The organism is Nostoc sp. C117 (genome assembly GCF_043099735.1).
Taxonomy (GTDB): Bacteria; Cyanobacteriota; Cyanobacteriia; order Cyanobacteriales; family Nostocaceae; genus Nostoc.
The window spans coordinates 937,888-954,189 of record NZ_CP170991.1 but is presented as its reverse complement, the minus strand read 5'-3'; the positions used below and the strand labels follow the sequence as shown (position 1 = coordinate 954,189).

General features: G+C 39.7%; 16 protein-coding genes and 1 pseudogene. 8 read left to right on the top strand and 9 right to left on the bottom strand.

Annotation, left to right across the window (positions count from 1 at the left end; genetic code table 11):
• Window positions 1–82: 82 nt before the first annotated feature.
• Window positions 83–652 (bottom strand): Uma2 family endonuclease, encoded by a 570-nt coding sequence (locus tag ACFG4S_RS05635; protein WP_392533859.1) that lies wholly within the window; start codon window positions 650–652, stop codon window positions 83–85.
• A gap of 68 nt (window positions 653–720) precedes the next feature.
• Window positions 721–1,014, bottom strand: coding sequence for a type II toxin-antitoxin system HicA family toxin (locus ACFG4S_RS05630; protein ID WP_392533858.1), 294 nt, complete (start codon window positions 1,012–1,014; stop codon window positions 721–723).
• A 98-nt stretch (window positions 1,015–1,112) separates the two neighbouring features.
• Between ACFG4S_RS05630 and ACFG4S_RS05625 the strand changes: the two genes are divergently transcribed.
• Window positions 1,113–1,442: a DUF433 domain-containing protein gene (locus ACFG4S_RS05625; RefSeq protein WP_392533857.1), complete on the top strand. Its 330-nt coding sequence runs from the start codon at window positions 1,113–1,115 to the stop codon at window positions 1,440–1,442.
• Complete coding sequence (locus ACFG4S_RS05620) at window positions 1,442–1,660, top strand: hypothetical protein (RefSeq protein ID WP_392533856.1); 219 nt, start codon at window positions 1,442–1,444, stop codon at window positions 1,658–1,660. The genes ACFG4S_RS05625 and ACFG4S_RS05620 overlap by 1 nt, the downstream gene beginning before the upstream one ends.
• 450 nt (window positions 1,661–2,110) lie before the next feature.
• Here ACFG4S_RS05620 and ACFG4S_RS05615 read toward each other — a convergent pair.
• From ACFG4S_RS05615 to ACFG4S_RS05600, 4 genes and pseudogenes are all read right to left on the bottom strand, one after another.
• Window positions 2,111–2,786: pseudogene (locus tag ACFG4S_RS05615) on the bottom strand (tetratricopeptide repeat protein); the annotation flags it as partial.
• Window positions 2,774–2,989 carry a hypothetical protein gene (locus tag ACFG4S_RS05610; protein WP_392533855.1) on the bottom strand — a complete coding sequence of 72 codons (216 nt, stop codon included), beginning with the start codon at window positions 2,987–2,989 and terminating at the stop codon, window positions 2,774–2,776. The pseudogene ACFG4S_RS05615 and the gene ACFG4S_RS05610, both read right to left, overlap by 13 nt.
• 245 nt (window positions 2,990–3,234) lie before the next feature.
• Entirely contained in the window at window positions 3,235–3,624 is a 390-nt protein-coding gene (locus ACFG4S_RS05605) for an agenet domain-containing protein (protein ID WP_392533854.1), read from the bottom strand.
• Between the two features lie 267 nt (window positions 3,625–3,891).
• Entirely contained in the window at window positions 3,892–4,836 is a 945-nt protein-coding gene (locus tag ACFG4S_RS05600) for a lysylphosphatidylglycerol synthase domain-containing protein (RefSeq protein ID WP_392533853.1), read from the bottom strand.
• A 148-nt stretch (window positions 4,837–4,984) separates the two neighbouring features.
• Here ACFG4S_RS05600 and ACFG4S_RS05595 point away from each other — a divergent pair, with 148 nt between their 5' ends.
• The 4 genes from ACFG4S_RS05595 to ACFG4S_RS05580 all read left to right on the top strand — a co-directional run bounded on the left by ACFG4S_RS05595 (window position 4,985) and on the right by ACFG4S_RS05580 (window position 10,693).
• Complete coding sequence (locus ACFG4S_RS05595; protein ID WP_392533852.1) at window positions 4,985–5,920, top strand: alpha/beta hydrolase; 936 nt, start codon at window positions 4,985–4,987, stop codon at window positions 5,918–5,920.
• A gap of 211 nt (window positions 5,921–6,131) precedes the next feature.
• On the top strand, window positions 6,132–7,034 hold the full coding sequence (locus ACFG4S_RS05590; protein WP_392533851.1) for an alpha/beta hydrolase: 903 nt from the start codon (window positions 6,132–6,134) through the stop codon (window positions 7,032–7,034).
• 34 nt (window positions 7,035–7,068) lie between these two features.
• Window positions 7,069–8,739 carry a phosphatidylglycerol lysyltransferase domain-containing protein gene (locus ACFG4S_RS05585; protein WP_392533850.1) on the top strand — a complete coding sequence of 557 codons (1,671 nt, stop codon included), beginning with the start codon at window positions 7,069–7,071 and terminating at the stop codon, window positions 8,737–8,739.
• A 562-nt stretch (window positions 8,740–9,301) separates the two neighbouring features.
• Window positions 9,302–10,693 carry a hypothetical protein gene (locus ACFG4S_RS05580; RefSeq protein ID WP_392533849.1) on the top strand — a complete coding sequence of 464 codons (1,392 nt, stop codon included), beginning with the start codon at window positions 9,302–9,304 and terminating at the stop codon, window positions 10,691–10,693.
• Between the two features lie 57 nt (window positions 10,694–10,750).
• Here the strand turns inward: ACFG4S_RS05580 and ACFG4S_RS05575 are convergent, their stop codons facing one another.
• Window positions 10,751–11,374, bottom strand: coding sequence for a site-2 protease family protein (locus ACFG4S_RS05575; RefSeq protein ID WP_392533848.1), 624 nt, complete (start codon window positions 11,372–11,374; stop codon window positions 10,751–10,753).
• Window positions 11,375–12,080: 706 nt separating this feature from the next.
• On the opposite strand from ACFG4S_RS05575, the gene ACFG4S_RS05570 reads away from it, so the two are divergent.
• Window positions 12,081–12,356: a DUF485 domain-containing protein gene (locus ACFG4S_RS05570; RefSeq protein WP_392533847.1), complete on the top strand. Its 276-nt coding sequence runs from the start codon at window positions 12,081–12,083 to the stop codon at window positions 12,354–12,356.
• Between the two features lie 53 nt (window positions 12,357–12,409).
• A complete protein-coding gene (locus ACFG4S_RS05565; RefSeq protein WP_392533846.1) occupies window positions 12,410–13,978 on the top strand; it encodes a sodium/solute symporter in 1,569 nt (522 codons plus the stop codon).
• Window positions 13,979–14,221: 243 nt separating this feature from the next.
• Here ACFG4S_RS05565 and ACFG4S_RS05560 read toward each other — a convergent pair whose 3' ends face one another.
• Both ACFG4S_RS05560 and ACFG4S_RS05555 read right to left on the bottom strand, forming a co-directional pair.
• A complete protein-coding gene (locus ACFG4S_RS05560) occupies window positions 14,222–15,064 on the bottom strand; it encodes a tetratricopeptide repeat protein (RefSeq protein ID WP_392533845.1) in 843 nt (280 codons plus the stop codon).
• A gap of 159 nt (window positions 15,065–15,223) precedes the next feature.
• On the bottom strand, window positions 15,224–16,144 hold the full coding sequence (locus ACFG4S_RS05555; RefSeq protein ID WP_392533844.1) for a ribonuclease D: 921 nt from the start codon (window positions 16,142–16,144) through the stop codon (window positions 15,224–15,226).
• Window positions 16,145–16,302 lie beyond the last annotated feature (158 nt).

Below are 16,302 nucleotides of genomic sequence, written 5' to 3'. Positions count from 1 at the left end.
TCCGCCGGGTTAGGAAGCCTTGAAAATATTAATAGATATTTAGTTTACTAAAAATTGTGTAGCCTACCCAATCATCAGTTGATTATTCAAAAACGACATCTTCGTAAAGTGCTGCCATTGTTTCCTCAAAATCGACGCTGTTGAGTCGAAATGATTTATCTTCTGCTGTATAGGATTGTAAAACCCACAACCCTTGCTCATTGCGGCGAAAACACTCAACTCGCTGACGTTTTGTATTAATTAAAACATACTCTTGCAGACTTTCCAGTGTTTGATAATCCGCGAATTTGTCACCCCGGTCAAAGGCTTCGGTAGAATTAGATAAAACTTCGACAATTAAACAGGGAAATCTTTTATAAGCTGGCGTTTCTCGATCGCGTCGATCGCAAGTTACCATCACATCGGGATAATAAAAGCGATTCAGAGATTCAATTCGGGCTTTCATGTCAGCGATGTAAACACGACAACCAGAGCCGCGCACATGATTACGGAGGAGAGCAAATAAGTTTCCCGCAATGGTAACGTGTGGATCGAGCGCTCCAGCCATCGCATAGATGTAGCCATCTATATATTCATGCTTAATATCGCTCTGTTCCTCCATTTGGAGGTATTCTTCAGCAGTGAGGTAGTTTTGTTGGGGCGAGGCTATCATATTTTAAAGGTTTTATTGTGCCGATTTACCTATGGCGGTGCGTTAGGCGCAGTAGACTTTATAATCAGTTAAAAATTAGCTGATAAACCTGCTTGTTTACAAATTTCATTAGCCGTAATCCTATCAATGGTACGATGCCGTTTTACAGGAAGAGTTTTTATATCATTAGTATAAATAGAATGATTTCCTCCTTCTCTTAATAAATAAAAGCCATTTTGTTCTAAGAGGATGTTTGAAAAGTCCTCTTCTTGGTAGCAAAAAATTCTAGATCCCCCTAAATCCCCCTTAAAAAGGGGGACTTTGACTCCGGTTCCCCCCTTATTAAGGGGGGTTAGGGGGGATCGAATTCTATGCAGCTTCATAAAAAATTGGTATTACGCCTTGACAACACCATCATTCAAAGCTTTGAGGCGAGATAATGGCGAGATAATATAGCTATGAATTCCATTTGGGTAGACCAATGCAACTAGAAGATTATTTTGACTTTTTATCAGCCGATGATATTCGCCTAAAAGGACACCGCATCGGCATCGACAATGTACTTGATTATTACTTGGAAGGATATACGCCGGAAGAAATTGCTGCTAATCTACCTAGTTTGAGTTTAGAGCAAATTCACGCTACCATTACTTATTATCTCCATAATCGCACCAATATCAAAGCTTATCTGTCACGTCTGGCAACATGGCGGGAACAGCGTTACCAAGAATCGCTTGCAAATCCTTCATTTTTAGTACAGCGCCTCAGAATCTTAAAAACTCAAAGAAATGAACGTCAGGTAAGTGCTTAGTGAAAGTTCGTTTTTTGCTTGATGAAAATTTGTCACCCCGTCTGAAAATAGCTATTCTTCGTCTTAACCCGGCAATAGATATTTTGCGCCTGGGTGAAAGTAATGCACCGACATTAAGAACTTTAGACCCTGATGTGTTGGTTTATCTGCAATTATCTCAACGGCTGTTAGTGACAGATAACCGTGCTAGTATGCCGGCTAATTTAGAAGCACATTAGGCAGAAGGTGGATATATTTGCGGCTTATTCTGGTTGCGTCCGAGAATACCAATAGGGCAATTAGCACAAGAACTATTGCTAGTTTGGGAGACTACTGAGGCACAAGAATGGATAGATCAGTTGGAATGGATTCCTTTTTAAGCGATCGCCTGTAGATTTATACTTTAAAGTAGAGCGATGTCTACGACGGGCTACGCCTACACGTTTACAACACCATCATTCCACCTCAGAACAAGAACATTCTCATTTAGAACACAAACGTTCTCGTTTGAAACAGGAACGTTCTCGTTTGAAACAGAAACATTCTCACTTGGAACAGAAACGTTCTCACTTGGAACAGAAACGTTCTCACTTGGAACAGAAACGTTCTCACTTGGAACAGGAAACTTTGAGTTCAGAACACGAACCTTGGAGATAAAAGCTGGATTTATGAGCTTGAGAACTTGAATTTTACTGTTCTGAGGTGGGGCGATCGCCCAAATCTTCTAAATTTTTACGCACAATAACAGTATCGGGATGATCCAGCCCTAACCGACACTTAAAAATTTCCAAAGCTTGGATGTAAAGAGGTTTGGCTTCGCTGTATCTGCCTTGGGAGTCGTATAGTCCCGCTAGGTTGTTGAGGCTTTGTGCGACATCTGGATGTTCTTCTCCCAGCAGGTTGCGCCTGAGTGCCAAAGCCTGGATGTAAAGAGGTTCGGCTTCGCTGTATCTGCCTTGGGAGTCGTATAGTCCCGCTAGGTTGTTGAGGCTTTGCGACATCTGGATGTTCTTCTCCCAGCAGGTTGCGCCTGAGTGCCAAAGCCTGGATGTAAAGAGGTTCGGCTTCGTTGTATCTGCCTTGGGAGTAGTAGAGTAACGCTAGGTTGTTGAGGCTTTGTGCGACATCTGGATGTTCTTCTCCCAGAAGGTTGTGCCTGAGTGCCAAAGCCTGGATGTAAAGAGGTTCGGCTTCGTTGTATCTGCCTTGGGAGTAGTAGAGTAACGCTAGGTTGTTGAGGCTTTGTGCGACATCTGGATGTTCTTCTCCCAGAAGGTTGTGCTTGAGTGCCAAAGCTTGAATGTAAAGAGGTTCGGCTTCGTTGTATCTGCCTTGGGAGTAGTAGAGTAACGCTAGGTTGTTGAGTTTAAATCTTCCTTAGAACCTTGTTCGGCTTTTATTAAAGCTTGTTGTACTTTCGGCTTACCCTGGAACTTATCCCAAATTTTTTGACGCAGCAGTTTTAGCTTGTCCAGCGTACCTTCTGTTATCTTCTCTACGGTTTTTTCTATAGCTTTGGTGATTACCAAAGTTGCGATCGCAGCGGCTGTCAGTGATACTGGCTCCATAAGTTTGCCAAACTATACGAGATTTTACTTATGGTTCTCAGTTTAACAGAGCTAGGGCGAATGGAAATCGCGGCTACACAAACAAAGTCCGCCTCTGCGGACTAAATAAAAATTGAGAGTTTGAAACCCACGGAGGTGGGTAAAGTCTCGTGTAGCTGTGGTTTCTAACCGCCCTTTTATAAATTTAAAGGGACGACTCCAACACGTGAAATCGTCCCTTTAAACTTATAAAAATGAAATATTTTTTATCTGCTTACCCGTGCAGGTTCAACCCACTCATCCCAAGAGCTATCATAACCGTCATAAGTAATTTTATAAAGATCGTTACTAACTTCTAAAACTCGCCCTTTATACCATTTCCCTTTCCACAAAATTCTTACTGCATCCCCAGCTTCAAATGATACCCGAAAGCGTTCAGCATCAACCCATTCATTCCAGGAGCTATCGTAACCTTCGTATGTAATATAGCAATTATCATTATTAACCTTAAGTACCGTTGCTGGATACCATGATTCCTTCCAAAGAACCTCAGCTTTTTGTCCCACAGAACAGGGTGAAGCCGCAAAAGCACTGGGGATTAATGTTCCTACCCAAGTCGCCATAAAGATGGCACCAAACAATAGTTTGTTTTTCATGATTTTTTCTCTCCTCAATAAGTAAAATTTAATTTTGATGATGATTTATATAAATCTCAATCAAAATTTGCAACTAACTGTCACTATTTTGAGGAAATTGAATTGGCGATCGCCTCAGCAAAAATTATGAATTTACACTCTAGTTTGTGAAGATATTGCTGAACGCTACCGTATTTCCAATTCACATAGTTGTTGATTTTACTTAATTGAGAGAAGTACAGGTTCAGATTAAGGATTTATAATCAAAGTCACTAATGTTATCTCACTTTAATGTTTTGAATTTTTGAAACTATCGGTTCTAAATTTAATTTCATATATTCCTAGCATCCCAGCTGCAAGCAGCAAAGGTAAAAAGTAGTATACTCCACGATAAGCTAAGAGCGCTCCCAAAACTGCCGCCGCTGAAATTTTATGAGAGAGAAACAGCAATATCACAGTTTCAAAGACACCTAAACCACCAGGAATATTACTAACGACACCTGCAAACATTGCTAGTAAATAAATTGCTAAAAAGTCAACATAAGAGAAAGGTATATTACTAGGAAGCACTGCATAAAGAACCGCCGCCGCTAAAATCCAGTCAAAGCTAGAAATAGCAATTTGAGCTAGGGATATTGCCAAAGAAGGAAAGCGAAATTCTTGGTGGCGAATGATTAATGGTTGTTTGATAAAAATACTTCCCAACAAGTACATCACAATCAACAGCAGAAAAATTACACCGATGGGACGTACTGTTACAAAAGGTAAATGTAGTTGTGTGGGAATTGTCAAAGGGTTGATGGCAAAAATTAACCCAGCAACGGCGAACATCCCCAACCAAAAGGTAAAATTGGCGAAAGCAATAACTTGAGCGATCGCCAGTTTCGATACACCCCAATTAGTATAAAATCGATAACGGATAGCACTACCAGTCAGTAAGGCAAAACCGATAGTATTACTAAATGCGGAGCTAATAAAGTTCGTGAAAGCAATTTTATTCCAAGCTAGGGAACGATTAATGTAGTTAAAACCAAAGATATCGTACCCAACCATCACTAGATAGCCCAAAGCTGTCAGCCAAATTGCCCAACTTAAGCGACTTTTGGGAATAGCAGCTAAAGAGTCGAGAATATCACGATAATTATACTCGTGTAGTTCGTTAGCGATCGCCCACAGGGAAAGCAGCAGCAGCAATAAGCCAAACAAAGAATTGAGTTGCAGCTTTTTCAGCATTTTAAAAGTCCTTTTGACTTGACTTGACAACCAGTCGCAAACTTTCCATGACCTTGACACAGCATTGACAAACAGTAATGGCAAAGTTGTTGAATCGAGGCGATCGCTAATTGGTTAAAAGAGTAAGCTTAATAATTAATATCCAAAGATGAACTACAAACAATCAAAAATTCTATTATTAGTTTCAGTATTAACTCTAGTTGGCTGTAATTACTCTCAACGTGTAGCAGCAAAACCAGGACAACAGCAAGATGTACAAACAACGCCTTTCTTACTTCAAAAACAGGCCAAGAGTAGCGATTTAGCTACTTCTTTAACTTACAAGATTGAAACTTTCAATAGTCAAGTAATGGGAGCAAGTCGGACTTATGGCGTTTCTTTACCTCCTGGTTATGAACAAAACCCAAAACAAAGCTATCCCGTAATCTTTCTTCTTCACGGTGGACATGGTAATCCCAGTGATTGGTTTCTTCAAAATAAGGGAGAAGCTCTCAAAACTTTGCAACAACTTTATATTACAGGTAAGTTGCCACCCAGCATCATTATTACACCAGATGGCAACGATAAACGCGGTTCTAGTCCCTACCGAGATCCTGCATATATCGATGGTCCCTACGGTAAAGTTTCTACAGCCGTAGGAAATGAATTAGTCAAAGTTGTGCAAAGTCGTTATCGTACACTCAACAATCCAAATTTTTGGGCGATAGGTGGTTTATCTTCTGGTGGTTGGGGTGCAGTGAATGTGGGACTACACAATCTGGATCATTTCTCAATTTTATTTAGTCATAGTGGTTATTTTCAGGATAAAAGTGGCCCAACAAATAGCCCAATATCTTATATTAAAAACATTCCTCTACAAGCTCAGAAAAGATTGAAAATCTACCTCGACGCAGGTACTTCAGATATGGAAGAAATCGAAGAATCTGAAAAATTTAGCAAGGTGCTAAAAAAACTAAAAATTTATTATGTATCTCGTCAGTATCCTGGGAGCCATACTTGGCAATATTGGCGAGAACATTTAGCTGATTCTTTGACATTTGTCGGTCAACAGTTTCGCTCTGCTGATAATCCAAAGCATTCATAAATCCTGAAAATAAGGCAGATGCGTCTAAATTTAGACAAACACTCTTTATAATCTTTGGCGGTTAGCGGTTGATGGTCATTAGCCAACAGTCAACCGTTATCAAGTAAATATACTAGTTTTATGCGTAACAGCTTATCTGCTGACAAATTACAGCCGATTAAGTGTCATTAAGCTTTAATGGAGGTGAATTTTTTTAATCCGGAAAATAAATATGAAGATTTCTAAATTTTTAATTAGCTTAGTAGGTGCGATCGCACTCCTGGGCACATTTGGTTATTATTATGTATTCGTCTTAGGTGCGCCTCAACTAGACCCGCCCAAAAAACAAGTAAATACTGGGCTAAAGTTTCAATTAGCAACCTTCAATTCCCAAGCGATGGGTGAAGTCCGTAACTACGGTGTGATTTTGCCCCCCAACTATAACAAAAATCAGCAAAAGCGCTACCCCGTGATATTCTTATTACACGGGGGTCATGATGATGCTCGTGCTTTTGCTGATAAATATGCAGTTTTAGATGTGTTGCATGAACTGTATCAAACTAAAAAATTACCGCCATCAATTGTGATTACACCTGATGGTAACGATCTTCGCGGTTCTAGTCCCTTGTACGACCCTGATTATTTTGATGGGCCGAATGGTAAAATAGGGACTTTGATAGGTTCAGAATTGGTGAAAGTTGTCAAGTCCCGCTACCGAACTTTGGAACAACCCCAGTTTTGGGCGCTGGGAGGTCTCTCTTCTGGGGGATGGGGAGCTTTTAATATTGGTTTACGCTATCCTAACAACTTCCACATTCTGTTTAGCCATAGCGGTTATTTTACTGATAGTAGTGGATCGCAAAATAGTCCTCAACAAATTGTGCAACAGCTATCACCTCAAGATAGAGGGCAATTGCGTATTTACTTGGATGCAGGACTGAACGATACTAATTTACTATCTTCTACCAAAGCCTTCAACGAAACTTTAAATAAGTTAGGCATCGATCATGTATTTTATGCTTTTCCCGGAGGTCATGGTTTATCTGGTGCAAATATTGGCTGGAACTACTTTCACAAACATCTCAAAGATTCCCTCTCCTACGTCGGGGAACAGTTTAAAAAAGTTAAGAGTTAAGAGTTTTAACCCCAAAACTAATGACCAATGACAAATGACTAATAACTTAAAAACTCAGATTGGACTTTGGAGTGCAGCGTTTCTTACAGGTTTAGTCGGAGTAGTAAATTTGTTGTCAGCCGTGACACCTAACTTGTATGGGCGGAATCATTGGTTAAAGGAATTTTTACCATTTGACATTCGTGCTAGCGGTCATATTTTTGCAGCGTTGACTGGGTTTGTTTTACTGGCAATTGCGACTAACTTATTACGCCGAAAAAGAATAGCTTGGTTACTTACCGTTGGTTTACTAATAATTTCTATTTTCAGCCACTTACTAAAGGGATTGGACTATGAAGAAAGTATACTCTCTGGAGTTTTACTAGTCCAATTAATCCTGATGCGCCATTTTTTCACCGCGCAATCAGACCGTCCTTCCATTGCACGGGGAGTCCGAGTGCTAATAGGCGCTTTACTATTCACTCTGGCATATGGAACTATTGGATTTTATTTGTTAGATGGCAAGTTTTCCGAGAATTTTAATTGGCGGGAAGCTGCACTTCAGACTTTAGCAATGTTCTTCACTGAGGATAATTGGGGACTGCAACCAAAGAGCCAATTTGGAGAATTTTTTGCTAACTCTATTTATATTATTGCAGCGGTGACTATTACATATGCAATATTCATGCTGTTGCAACCTGTGTTTTGGCGGAATTTAACAACCTCAAATGAACGCCAAAAAGCTAAAGAAATTGTCGAGCAATATGGATGTTCTTCTTTAGCAGCATTAACCCTCTTAAATGATAAAAGTTATTATTTTAGTCCTTCTGGTAAAAGTTTAATTGCTTATGTTCCCAAGGGACGCGGTGCGATCGCCTTAGGAGATCCCATTGGTCCCATTGAAGACCGCAAAGAAACAATTGTCGCTTTCTGGCAGTTTTGTCAACGCAACGACTGGTATCCTGGCTTTTACCAAACTATGCCTGATGATGTTGAACTCTATAAGTCATTAGGATTTAAGGTACTCAAGATTGGAGAAGAAGCGATCGTCGATCTAAAAAGTTTTACGTTACAAGGTAAAGCTGGTAAAAATTTTAGACCATCAATCAGTCGTTTAACTAAACAAGGATACCAAATCGAGTTTTATCAACCACCTATCCCCAATGATTTATTGCATCTTCTCAAACCTGTGAGTGATGAATGGTTAAAAATGGCACAAGGTTCAGAAAAACACTTTTCTTTGGGTTGGTTTGATGAAGCTTATCTAAGAGACTGCGAGATTGCTGTGGTGCATAATCCTGAAGGTCAAATCAGCGCTTTTGCGAACATTATCCGGGAGTACCAGCTTAACGAAGCGACTATTGACATGATGCGACATCGCTCGTCTCTGGAAAATGGCACAATGGACTTTTTATTTATTTCCATGCTTCAGCACTTTAAAGAGCATGGTTACGACAGCTTTAATTTTGGTCTTTCAGCTCTAGCTGGAGTTGGAGATAACCCAGAATCGCGCCGCTTAGAAAAAATATTGCATTATCTGTACGAGCATTTGAACCGCTTCTACAACTTTAAGGGGCTACACGCCTACAAAGAGAAGTTCCGTCCGCGTTGGGAACCACGTTATTTAGTTTACCCCAGTTTAGCTGTCTTACCAGATGTAGTTGTAGCATTGATTCGGGCAGATTCAGGCGATCGCCTCTTCGATTATTTCAAACCCGGAGCCTAATGCGGGAAACACCCACGCCATAAATCGCCATCTCTACGAAGGATTGATTATTGTAGAGACGGCGATTCATCGCGTTTTTGTTCTAGAATTTTCATCAAAAAACCTTAACCTAACCTGCCATAACACCCAATACTTGTCGGTTAAGGGGAAAAGGGGAAAAGGGGAAAGGGAAAGGGAAAGGGGAAAGAAAAAACCTTTAACCTTTACCCTTTAACCTTTTCCCCAAACCCAATTCCGAGTTAAAAATGCTTAACCGAGCAGTATTGCCATAACACCTCATTCTAGGGCTATGTCTACGATGGACTAGATATATCCAACTCGACATATAGTATAAATGTACTATAATAAAGGTATGAATATTTCCAAACTCTTGCATCAAAGTGTGAAAACTCAGTCTTTCACTCAGTTCGCAGAGTGAAATTTTGATACTTTTATTCAGCAAAATTTCGTGTGTTTACACTTCAATTTTCCCTGATTCAACAGCTTATTTTGAGAGATTAATAGACTTGAGAAACCGTGGGTTAAAAATATTCTTGACCTTTAGATGAAAGGTGTCAATTTGATGGAAAACAAAATTTCTCTAGTAGAACTAATCGAAATTTTTGGGCAGTATCGCCACAATATTATCGTCAATATCAATGACCTACAAGAACATTATCAAAGAACAGGTATCAAGCGTATTAAAGGTGTTAGAAACGAAAACGGTGAACTACTCCAGCCTTGGTTACAAACAGAATATATAGACAATGCTGAGTATGTTGGAATGGGTGAGTTTCACTTTAATCGCAATACCGCTACTATCAATATGCTTATCAAGCGTAAAGTCAAACTTACCAAGTTTGAAGACCAAACACCCACACTTGAGGTAGCAGGTTTGCTAGTAAATGACCTCAATAGCTTTAATAATTACACGATTGTAAGCGATGGGAAAATAAACGTTAAGTCTTTACAAGTCAAAATTAGTAGCAAAAAAGCTTTTGACTTACTCAAACAAAAGGGTGTGCTGGATGCAAAAGATTTTGACTTTTCTGCTGAACATAACATCCAGTTAGATAACTTACCACTTGTAGCTGCTGATAGTCGTTACAGCAGCATTGATGGACTATTCAATCAACTCGCAGAAATTAAAATACTCACCAGTATTATTTCTGCTCACTTGAAAAAGGAATCAGATATATTTATTGACGCACAGTTAGATGAGTTTCAAAAGCACTATCTATCGAAGAATATTTACATCAACTTTCCTACAACTAATGAATATACAGACATCGATAAAGCTTTATTCAATGGTACTCTTGACTCAAGATTGAGCTATAAAATCGACATCGGCAATCAAGATATTCTTAACCTGAGAAAGTTACATTCTGCGAACAGTTTTCTGAATAGAATGTATCGTCTTTATGATAAAACTACTGGAGAAATTATCATGAAGCCTAGTTTTGAAATGTCATTCAATGAGAATCTCGCTTTCAGGCACAGGCTGTTGTCATCACGCACCAAGATTACAAAAGTTGACGAGCTGATGAAAGCAATTTTTGATGATTTTCTTGGGCTTGAGAAAAATGGTATAGTCATAAATATTCTGACAAAAGTTGGCGCTGATAGTTTGGTGCAGTTATTGCAGGATAAACAAACTGGTAAGCAAATCAGTAAAGAAGAAATGGTTGCAGCATTCACAACTGCTAATAACAAGCTAGAGGAATATGCAGCTAAAATTTACCAAGATAAGATTTCTCCCTTAGTATTTTACATTGGTTGTACTGGAATATTGCCAGAACAAATGCAAGCAAAAGCCATGACTGCTGAGGAAGCTGCTACTAAATACCCAAATTTACAATTTTCTAAAAATGAGCAGCAAGGTACTTTTTTTGCAGTTGGTGATAGTATTATCAGCATCTATACAAAAACTGAATATTACAGCAAAAAGGTGGCTACCCTAAATCATTCTTCATAAACAACAACCCCGACTTTTTTCAGAAGTCGGGGTTCTAACGAACTAAATTAGATTTTCTCAAAAATCTGCTGATTCTGTCCCAAGCACCGACTGTATAACTAAATCAGCAATTCCACCAATTCCAGTCCCAAATTCTGGAATTATAAATAGTAGCATCATCGCAAAAATGCCAAACTGGGTATTTTGTAATGGCTTTAGCTTCGGGAAAATTTCACTAAAAACATGAAAACCATCAAGTGGTGGAATTGGCAAGAGATTAAACAGAAATAAAGTCAAATTTATTCGAGCTGCTAAGTATAGAAATTCAACACTAAATAGTCCTGAAAGACTGAAATTAACGAGAATTTTAAGCACTGCAATAAATAAAATACCTAAAGCCAGATTTAATAATGGTCCAGCAGATGATACTAAAATATTGCCTAGTTTGCGAGAGCGAAATTTAGAGGGGTTGACGGGCATTTGTCCCCAAGCTATACCCATAAGACAGAGAAAAATGATCGATTCCTTGCCCATATGAACTACAGGATTAAGCGTGAGATGACCAGTTTTTTGGGGAGTGTTATCTCCCTGACTCATAGCAGCCCAACCGTGAGCCAATTCATGTAAAGTGATAGAAAATATGACAATTATAATGATTCTGAAAAAATAAATCGGCTCTGTGATTAATGTTTCAATAAACATATATTCTGGTTCGTGGTATGGTAGAAGCTGAAATTTGGGCTTTTGGAGGACTAAGTTAAGAAGTGCATCTCACTTTTGTAGATATATACCGATCTACAAACTTAGGTTGATGATTTTCGTATTCTTTCCCAAATATTTTCAAGAAACTAATAAGCTGATATCGGTATAAATTAGATAAACACTCTTGATAATCATTGATGGTTAACGGTTATCGGTCATCAATCAACCATTAACCCTCACCAGCTAAATATACAAGTTCAGTGGTTAACAGCTTATCCTCAGTCTGTGTAGGTGGGCGCGAATGATATAAATGTTACTCTTTTGCTTACGTAATTAGCTCCGGTATTTTTTGGTATATTCTATAAATAAAACTTAACAAAGTAATTTTTTTTAATTAATAATATAGCGGATCAAAAAACGTTTCATAACACTTTAAATATTAAAAACCTGCCCATAAATACTGATTTAAATTATTTTTTTGTATATAAAAATTTTACGAATAAGAATTGAAAACTCAGGATTGAGAATTCAATATTGATTAGAGTCCGACTCTCATGAGTTTGAGTCTGGGTTAAAATCCCCCTTTGAATTTTGAATTGTTAATACCTGATATGGCAATAGATTTACTAATAATCTTTAAGAAAATTCCGCAGAAATCAACTTCAATGGGACAATCTGACCTAATCTTCTCAACTTAAAGGAAGACATGAACGATCGCACAAAGGCTCTCCAGGCTCTCGCGGCTGAACGTTGGCGAGTATCCCTGATACTGAGTGGAGCTATGATGTTTATTTACTTTGGCTTTATTCTGTTAATCGCTTTCAATAAGCCTCTGTTGGGGTCATTAGTATTTCCTGGCCTCAGCTTGGGAATTTTACTAGGGGCACTAGTAATTGTCTTAGCATGGGTATTAATTTTTATCTACGTGCGCTGGGCAAATAGCAGTTACGACGACCAAATAGCAAAGCTGACACGCAAGTAAATTAGCTATTAGCAATTTCTAGTCCAAAATCTAAAATACTAAACCAAAAAAGCATGAATAGTGTGTGGTTCAATCTGCCAATAGCGGCGGATATTACCAGTCTTGGTCATTTTAACCCGTTAGCGATCGCCTTCTTCTTTCTGTTTGTTGCCAGCTCTTTAGGCATTACTTATTGGGCGGCAAAGCTCACCAAAAATACAGCACAGTTCTATACAGCTGGCGGTAAGATTAGCGGTTTCCAAAATGGGCTGGCCTTAGCGGGAGACTTCATGAGTGCTGCTAGCTTTTTAGGTATCGCTGGGCTGGTGGCACTCAATGGCTTTGACGGTTTAATTTATTCTATTGGCTTCCTAGTGGGCTGGCCGATTGTCATGTTTTTGATTGCCGAACCACTACGTAACTTAGGTAAATACACTTTTGCTGATGTAGTGGCCTATCGCTTGCAGCAAAAACCTGTACGTATTGCCTCTGCAATTGGAACGCTGGTAGTGATTAGCTTTTACTTAATTGCCCAGATGGTAGGCGCTGGCGAGCTAATCAAACTCTTGTTTGGCTTTGATTATGAATTAGCTGTGGCGATCGTCGGTTGCGTGATGATGGCTTATGTGATTTTTGGTGGGATGATTGCCACCACCTGGGTACAAATTATTAAAGCAGTTCTGTTGCTTGGTGGAACAGTCTTACTAGCTATCTTGGTGCTAGCACGATTTGGCTTTAATCCGATCGCTCTTTTTGCTGCTGCATCCGAAAAGTATACAGGTGTATTAGCTCCAGGCAAACTAGTTTCCGATCCCTTGGATGCTATTTCTTTAGGGATGTCGTTGATGTTCGGCACCGCTGGATTACCCCACATCTTGATGCGTTTCTACACAGTACCAGACGCCAAAGCAGCGCGGCTCTCAGTTACTTATGCCACAGCTATTATTGGGGTTTTTTATCTCCTTACCTTCATTTTGGGCTTTGGAGCAATGGTACTGGTAGGTCAAGATGCCATCAAGCAAATTGGTACTGGTGGTAACATGGCTGCGCCGATGTTGGCAGAATTTCTCGGTGGTGATGCTTTCTTAGGTTTTATTGCCGCTGTTTCTTTTGCAACGATTTTGGCGGTTGTGGCTGGGTTGACCCTCTCAGGTGCAGCTGCATTGTCCCACGATTTATGGGTGAATGTGGTGCGGTCTGGCCATGCTGACGAGTCAGAACAGCTGAAGGTAGCTCGTGGTGCAACAATGCTTTTGGGGTTAGTGGCGATATTCCTGGGCATTTTGTTTAAAGGACAAAACGTCGCTTATATGGTAGGTTTAGCATTTGCGATCGCTGCTAGTGCAAACTTCCCAGCCTTGCTTTTATCAATGCTGTGGCGACGCTTCACTACCAACGGTGCGGTTGCGAGTATGTTAGTAGGTACTGTCTCCTCTCTAGTGCTGATTTATTTGTCACCTACTATTCAGGTAACAATTCTCAAGCACGCAAGCGCACCGTTTCCCCTAAAAAATCCTGGATTAATCAGTATCCCACTGGCATTTGTTGTGGCAATTGTGGTTTCGTTATTGAGTAGCGAACAGGAAGCACAGGAAAAATTTGCAGAAGTTGAGGATCGCATTCACATTGGTTCTGGGATGTGATTTTGTCAACGCATAAACAAGTAAATTTAAGCCTTAGCGAATGGAATTCGCGGCTACACAAACAAAGTCCGCACTTCTCTACGAGACGCTGCGCGTAGCTTGCTTCCACGAAGTGGTACGACAGCCTCAGTGACCACCTGCGCGGACTAATGAAAAATGAGGTTTTTTTAACCCACATAGGTGGGTTTTGCCTGTGTAGACGCGGTTTCTAACCGCCCTTTTCATGTTGGCTGTAGCTTTTCCCTACTGTCCAAGTTCTTTGATGTTTTTCGTCACTTGTTGATATAAGTCATTGTTACCTTGGGTTTGAAATATACTTGCTGCTTGTTCCAAGTCCTTTAATGCGCCTTGTTTGTCTCCATTGATGGCGCGGGCATTTCCTCGGTTATTGTAGGCAGGGGCAAAGTTAGGATTGAGGCGAATGGCTTCATTGTAATCTGCGATCGCTCCTTGTGGATCTCCATTGGCAGCACGGGCATTTCCTCGGTTATTGTAGGCGATCGCATATTTTGGATTCAAGAGAATGGCCTGATCTAGATCGTCTAGTGCGCCTTTTTTGTCTCCATTAGTGGCGCGGGCATTTCCGCGATTATTGTAGGCTTCGGCATAATTGGGATTGAGGCGAATTGCTTCAGTGTAATCTTTAACGGCTTCTCTGTTACCTCCTATTGAGGCGCGGGCATTTCCCCGATTATTGTAGGCTTCAGCATCGTTGGGATTGATACGCAACGCTTGATTGTAATCTGCGATCGCTTTTTCCTTATCCCCCAAGTCAAAGTAGGCTAATCCTCGACCGTTGTAAGCTGCGCCATATCGAGAATTTTCATTAATTGCCTTACCAAAGGAAGCGATCGCAGCTTGCAAATCGCCGTTGACATGCTGATTCTTTCCCTGAACATAGAAGGCTTCAGCTTTGGATCTGATAGCCGAACCACGAGTAGGTGGACTAACTCCGATTTCTGTCACCAACACATTGTCATTCTTACTGCAAGAAACACTGGTGATTGCTGTCAATGTAGTAAAAATAGCTATGGTAAATACTTTATTTACCTTTGTTCGCTTTTGCCCAAATAAACGCGGTATCATAAGTTAAAATAAACTTTCATAAGACCTGAAACAAATTAATCCCAAAATCCAAATTTTAATTCTTTAACTAAATATTTATTCTAACTTTTGATACAGGTTTATAAATTTTATTCTTAACAATAAATCCATCAAGTATTTATTTGTAGCTATCTAGACAATTTAATCCTCATCCGTTTCAGTATCTTGAGTTTTCGGAGTTAGTCGCCAAGCAGTAGTTTTGTCAATATCTACAGACAATTGTTCCAGATTTGACCCTAAATCTTTTTGGATTTTCTGAGTTAGTGTGATGGGAAAATCTAAGTTAATACCTTGACTTTGTACTAGTCTTGCCAATTCTGTAAATGTAGCTTTGACTGTAGTTCGTTCATAACTGCCCAGCTTGTAATAACTCGTTTCAGATATATTTTGGACTTGCATAGCTTTTTTGATGCGTTCTTGCAAATGGTCAAATTCTGAATTTAATAACTTCCATTGCTGTTCCAGTTGCGAAGATCTAGCACTCAGTGATATTAAATCTTCCGTTGCCGGATCGGGGCTGCTTTGGGCTTGTAAGCCTAACAAATTTGAGTGTATTTGAGCAAGATAAATACAATCTAGATAAGCATACTCTATTTGTTCTTCAGTTAGGGGACGTTTTCCCCAATCGCTTTGTTGTTCTTGTTTATCGATGTTGTTAAAGCTACAAAGTGTAGTAGCTAAAGTCTTGAGTTGGTAATTAGGTAATGGCAAAAGATAATAGGGAATCTTCTTGGCCATTTCCAAAGTACAAGTAATATTTTTGGCTTTCTTATTACCGAGAAGTTTGAGATCGTAGCTGGCATTATGAAAGACTTTTTCAATGGTAGAACTTACCATGATTTTTTGAATAAACTCAGCTATAATATCGTCTCGATCTAGGACATCTAAAAGGTAAACGCGATCGCCACTCATATCTTCGGGATTATCTAATACCTGAATCAGCGACAGTTTGGGACTACGACTTTTATAGTCAGCCACTTCTGTATCTATCCAGAGTGTTTTAGCAGCGGTATATTCAGCAACAATGGCACGAATTTCGGGGGCGGAAGTAAGGTAGGGCATTGGCTAATTTTTCCTGGTATTTTGGGCATTATCAGCAAGCCATAATTTTCCAAATTAACATTTTGTTGGTAACTTTGTTGGCACAGTATTACAAAAACGGTGAAATTTTGAATTGCGTGGGTAAGCTGATGTAGACATCGCCAAAGTTCCTCAAATCT

Excerpts from the sequence above, each read along its gene's own strand:
- ACFG4S_RS05590 (WP_392533851.1), top strand. The coding sequence starts at position 6,132 with ATGAAGATTTCTAAATTTTTAATTAGCTTAGTAGGTGCGATCGCACTC.
- ACFG4S_RS05565 (WP_392533846.1), top strand. The coding sequence starts at position 12,410 with ATGAATAGTGTGTGGTTCAATCTGCCAATAGCGGCGGATATTACCAGT.
- ACFG4S_RS05610 (WP_392533855.1), bottom strand. The coding sequence starts at position 2,989 with ATGGAGCCAGTATCACTGACAGCCGCTGCGATCGCAACTTTGGTAATC.
- ACFG4S_RS05575 (WP_392533848.1), bottom strand. The coding sequence starts at position 11,374 with ATGTTTATTGAAACATTAATCACAGAGCCGATTTATTTTTTCAGAATC.
- ACFG4S_RS05555 (WP_392533844.1), bottom strand. The coding sequence starts at position 16,144 with ATGCCCTACCTTACTTCCGCCCCCGAAATTCGTGCCATTGTTGCTGAA.
- ACFG4S_RS05630 (WP_392533858.1), bottom strand. The coding sequence starts at position 1,014 with ATGAAGCTGCATAGAATTCGATCCCCCCTAACCCCCCTTAATAAGGGG.
- ACFG4S_RS05580 (WP_392533849.1), top strand. The coding sequence starts at position 9,302 with ATGGAAAACAAAATTTCTCTAGTAGAACTAATCGAAATTTTTGGGCAG.
- ACFG4S_RS05635 (WP_392533859.1), bottom strand. The coding sequence starts at position 652 with ATGATAGCCTCGCCCCAACAAAACTACCTCACTGCTGAAGAATACCTC.
- ACFG4S_RS05585 (WP_392533850.1), top strand. The coding sequence starts at position 7,069 with ATGACTAATAACTTAAAAACTCAGATTGGACTTTGGAGTGCAGCGTTT.
- ACFG4S_RS05595 (WP_392533852.1), top strand. The coding sequence starts at position 4,985 with ATGAACTACAAACAATCAAAAATTCTATTATTAGTTTCAGTATTAACT.
- ACFG4S_RS05560 (WP_392533845.1), bottom strand. The coding sequence starts at position 15,064 with ATGATACCGCGTTTATTTGGGCAAAAGCGAACAAAGGTAAATAAAGTA.
- ACFG4S_RS05570 (WP_392533847.1), top strand. The coding sequence starts at position 12,081 with ATGAACGATCGCACAAAGGCTCTCCAGGCTCTCGCGGCTGAACGTTGG.
- ACFG4S_RS05605 (WP_392533854.1), bottom strand. The coding sequence starts at position 3,624 with ATGAAAAACAAACTATTGTTTGGTGCCATCTTTATGGCGACTTGGGTA.
- ACFG4S_RS05625 (WP_392533857.1), top strand. The coding sequence starts at position 1,113 with ATGCAACTAGAAGATTATTTTGACTTTTTATCAGCCGATGATATTCGC.
- ACFG4S_RS05600 (WP_392533853.1), bottom strand. The coding sequence starts at position 4,836 with ATGCTGAAAAAGCTGCAACTCAATTCTTTGTTTGGCTTATTGCTGCTG.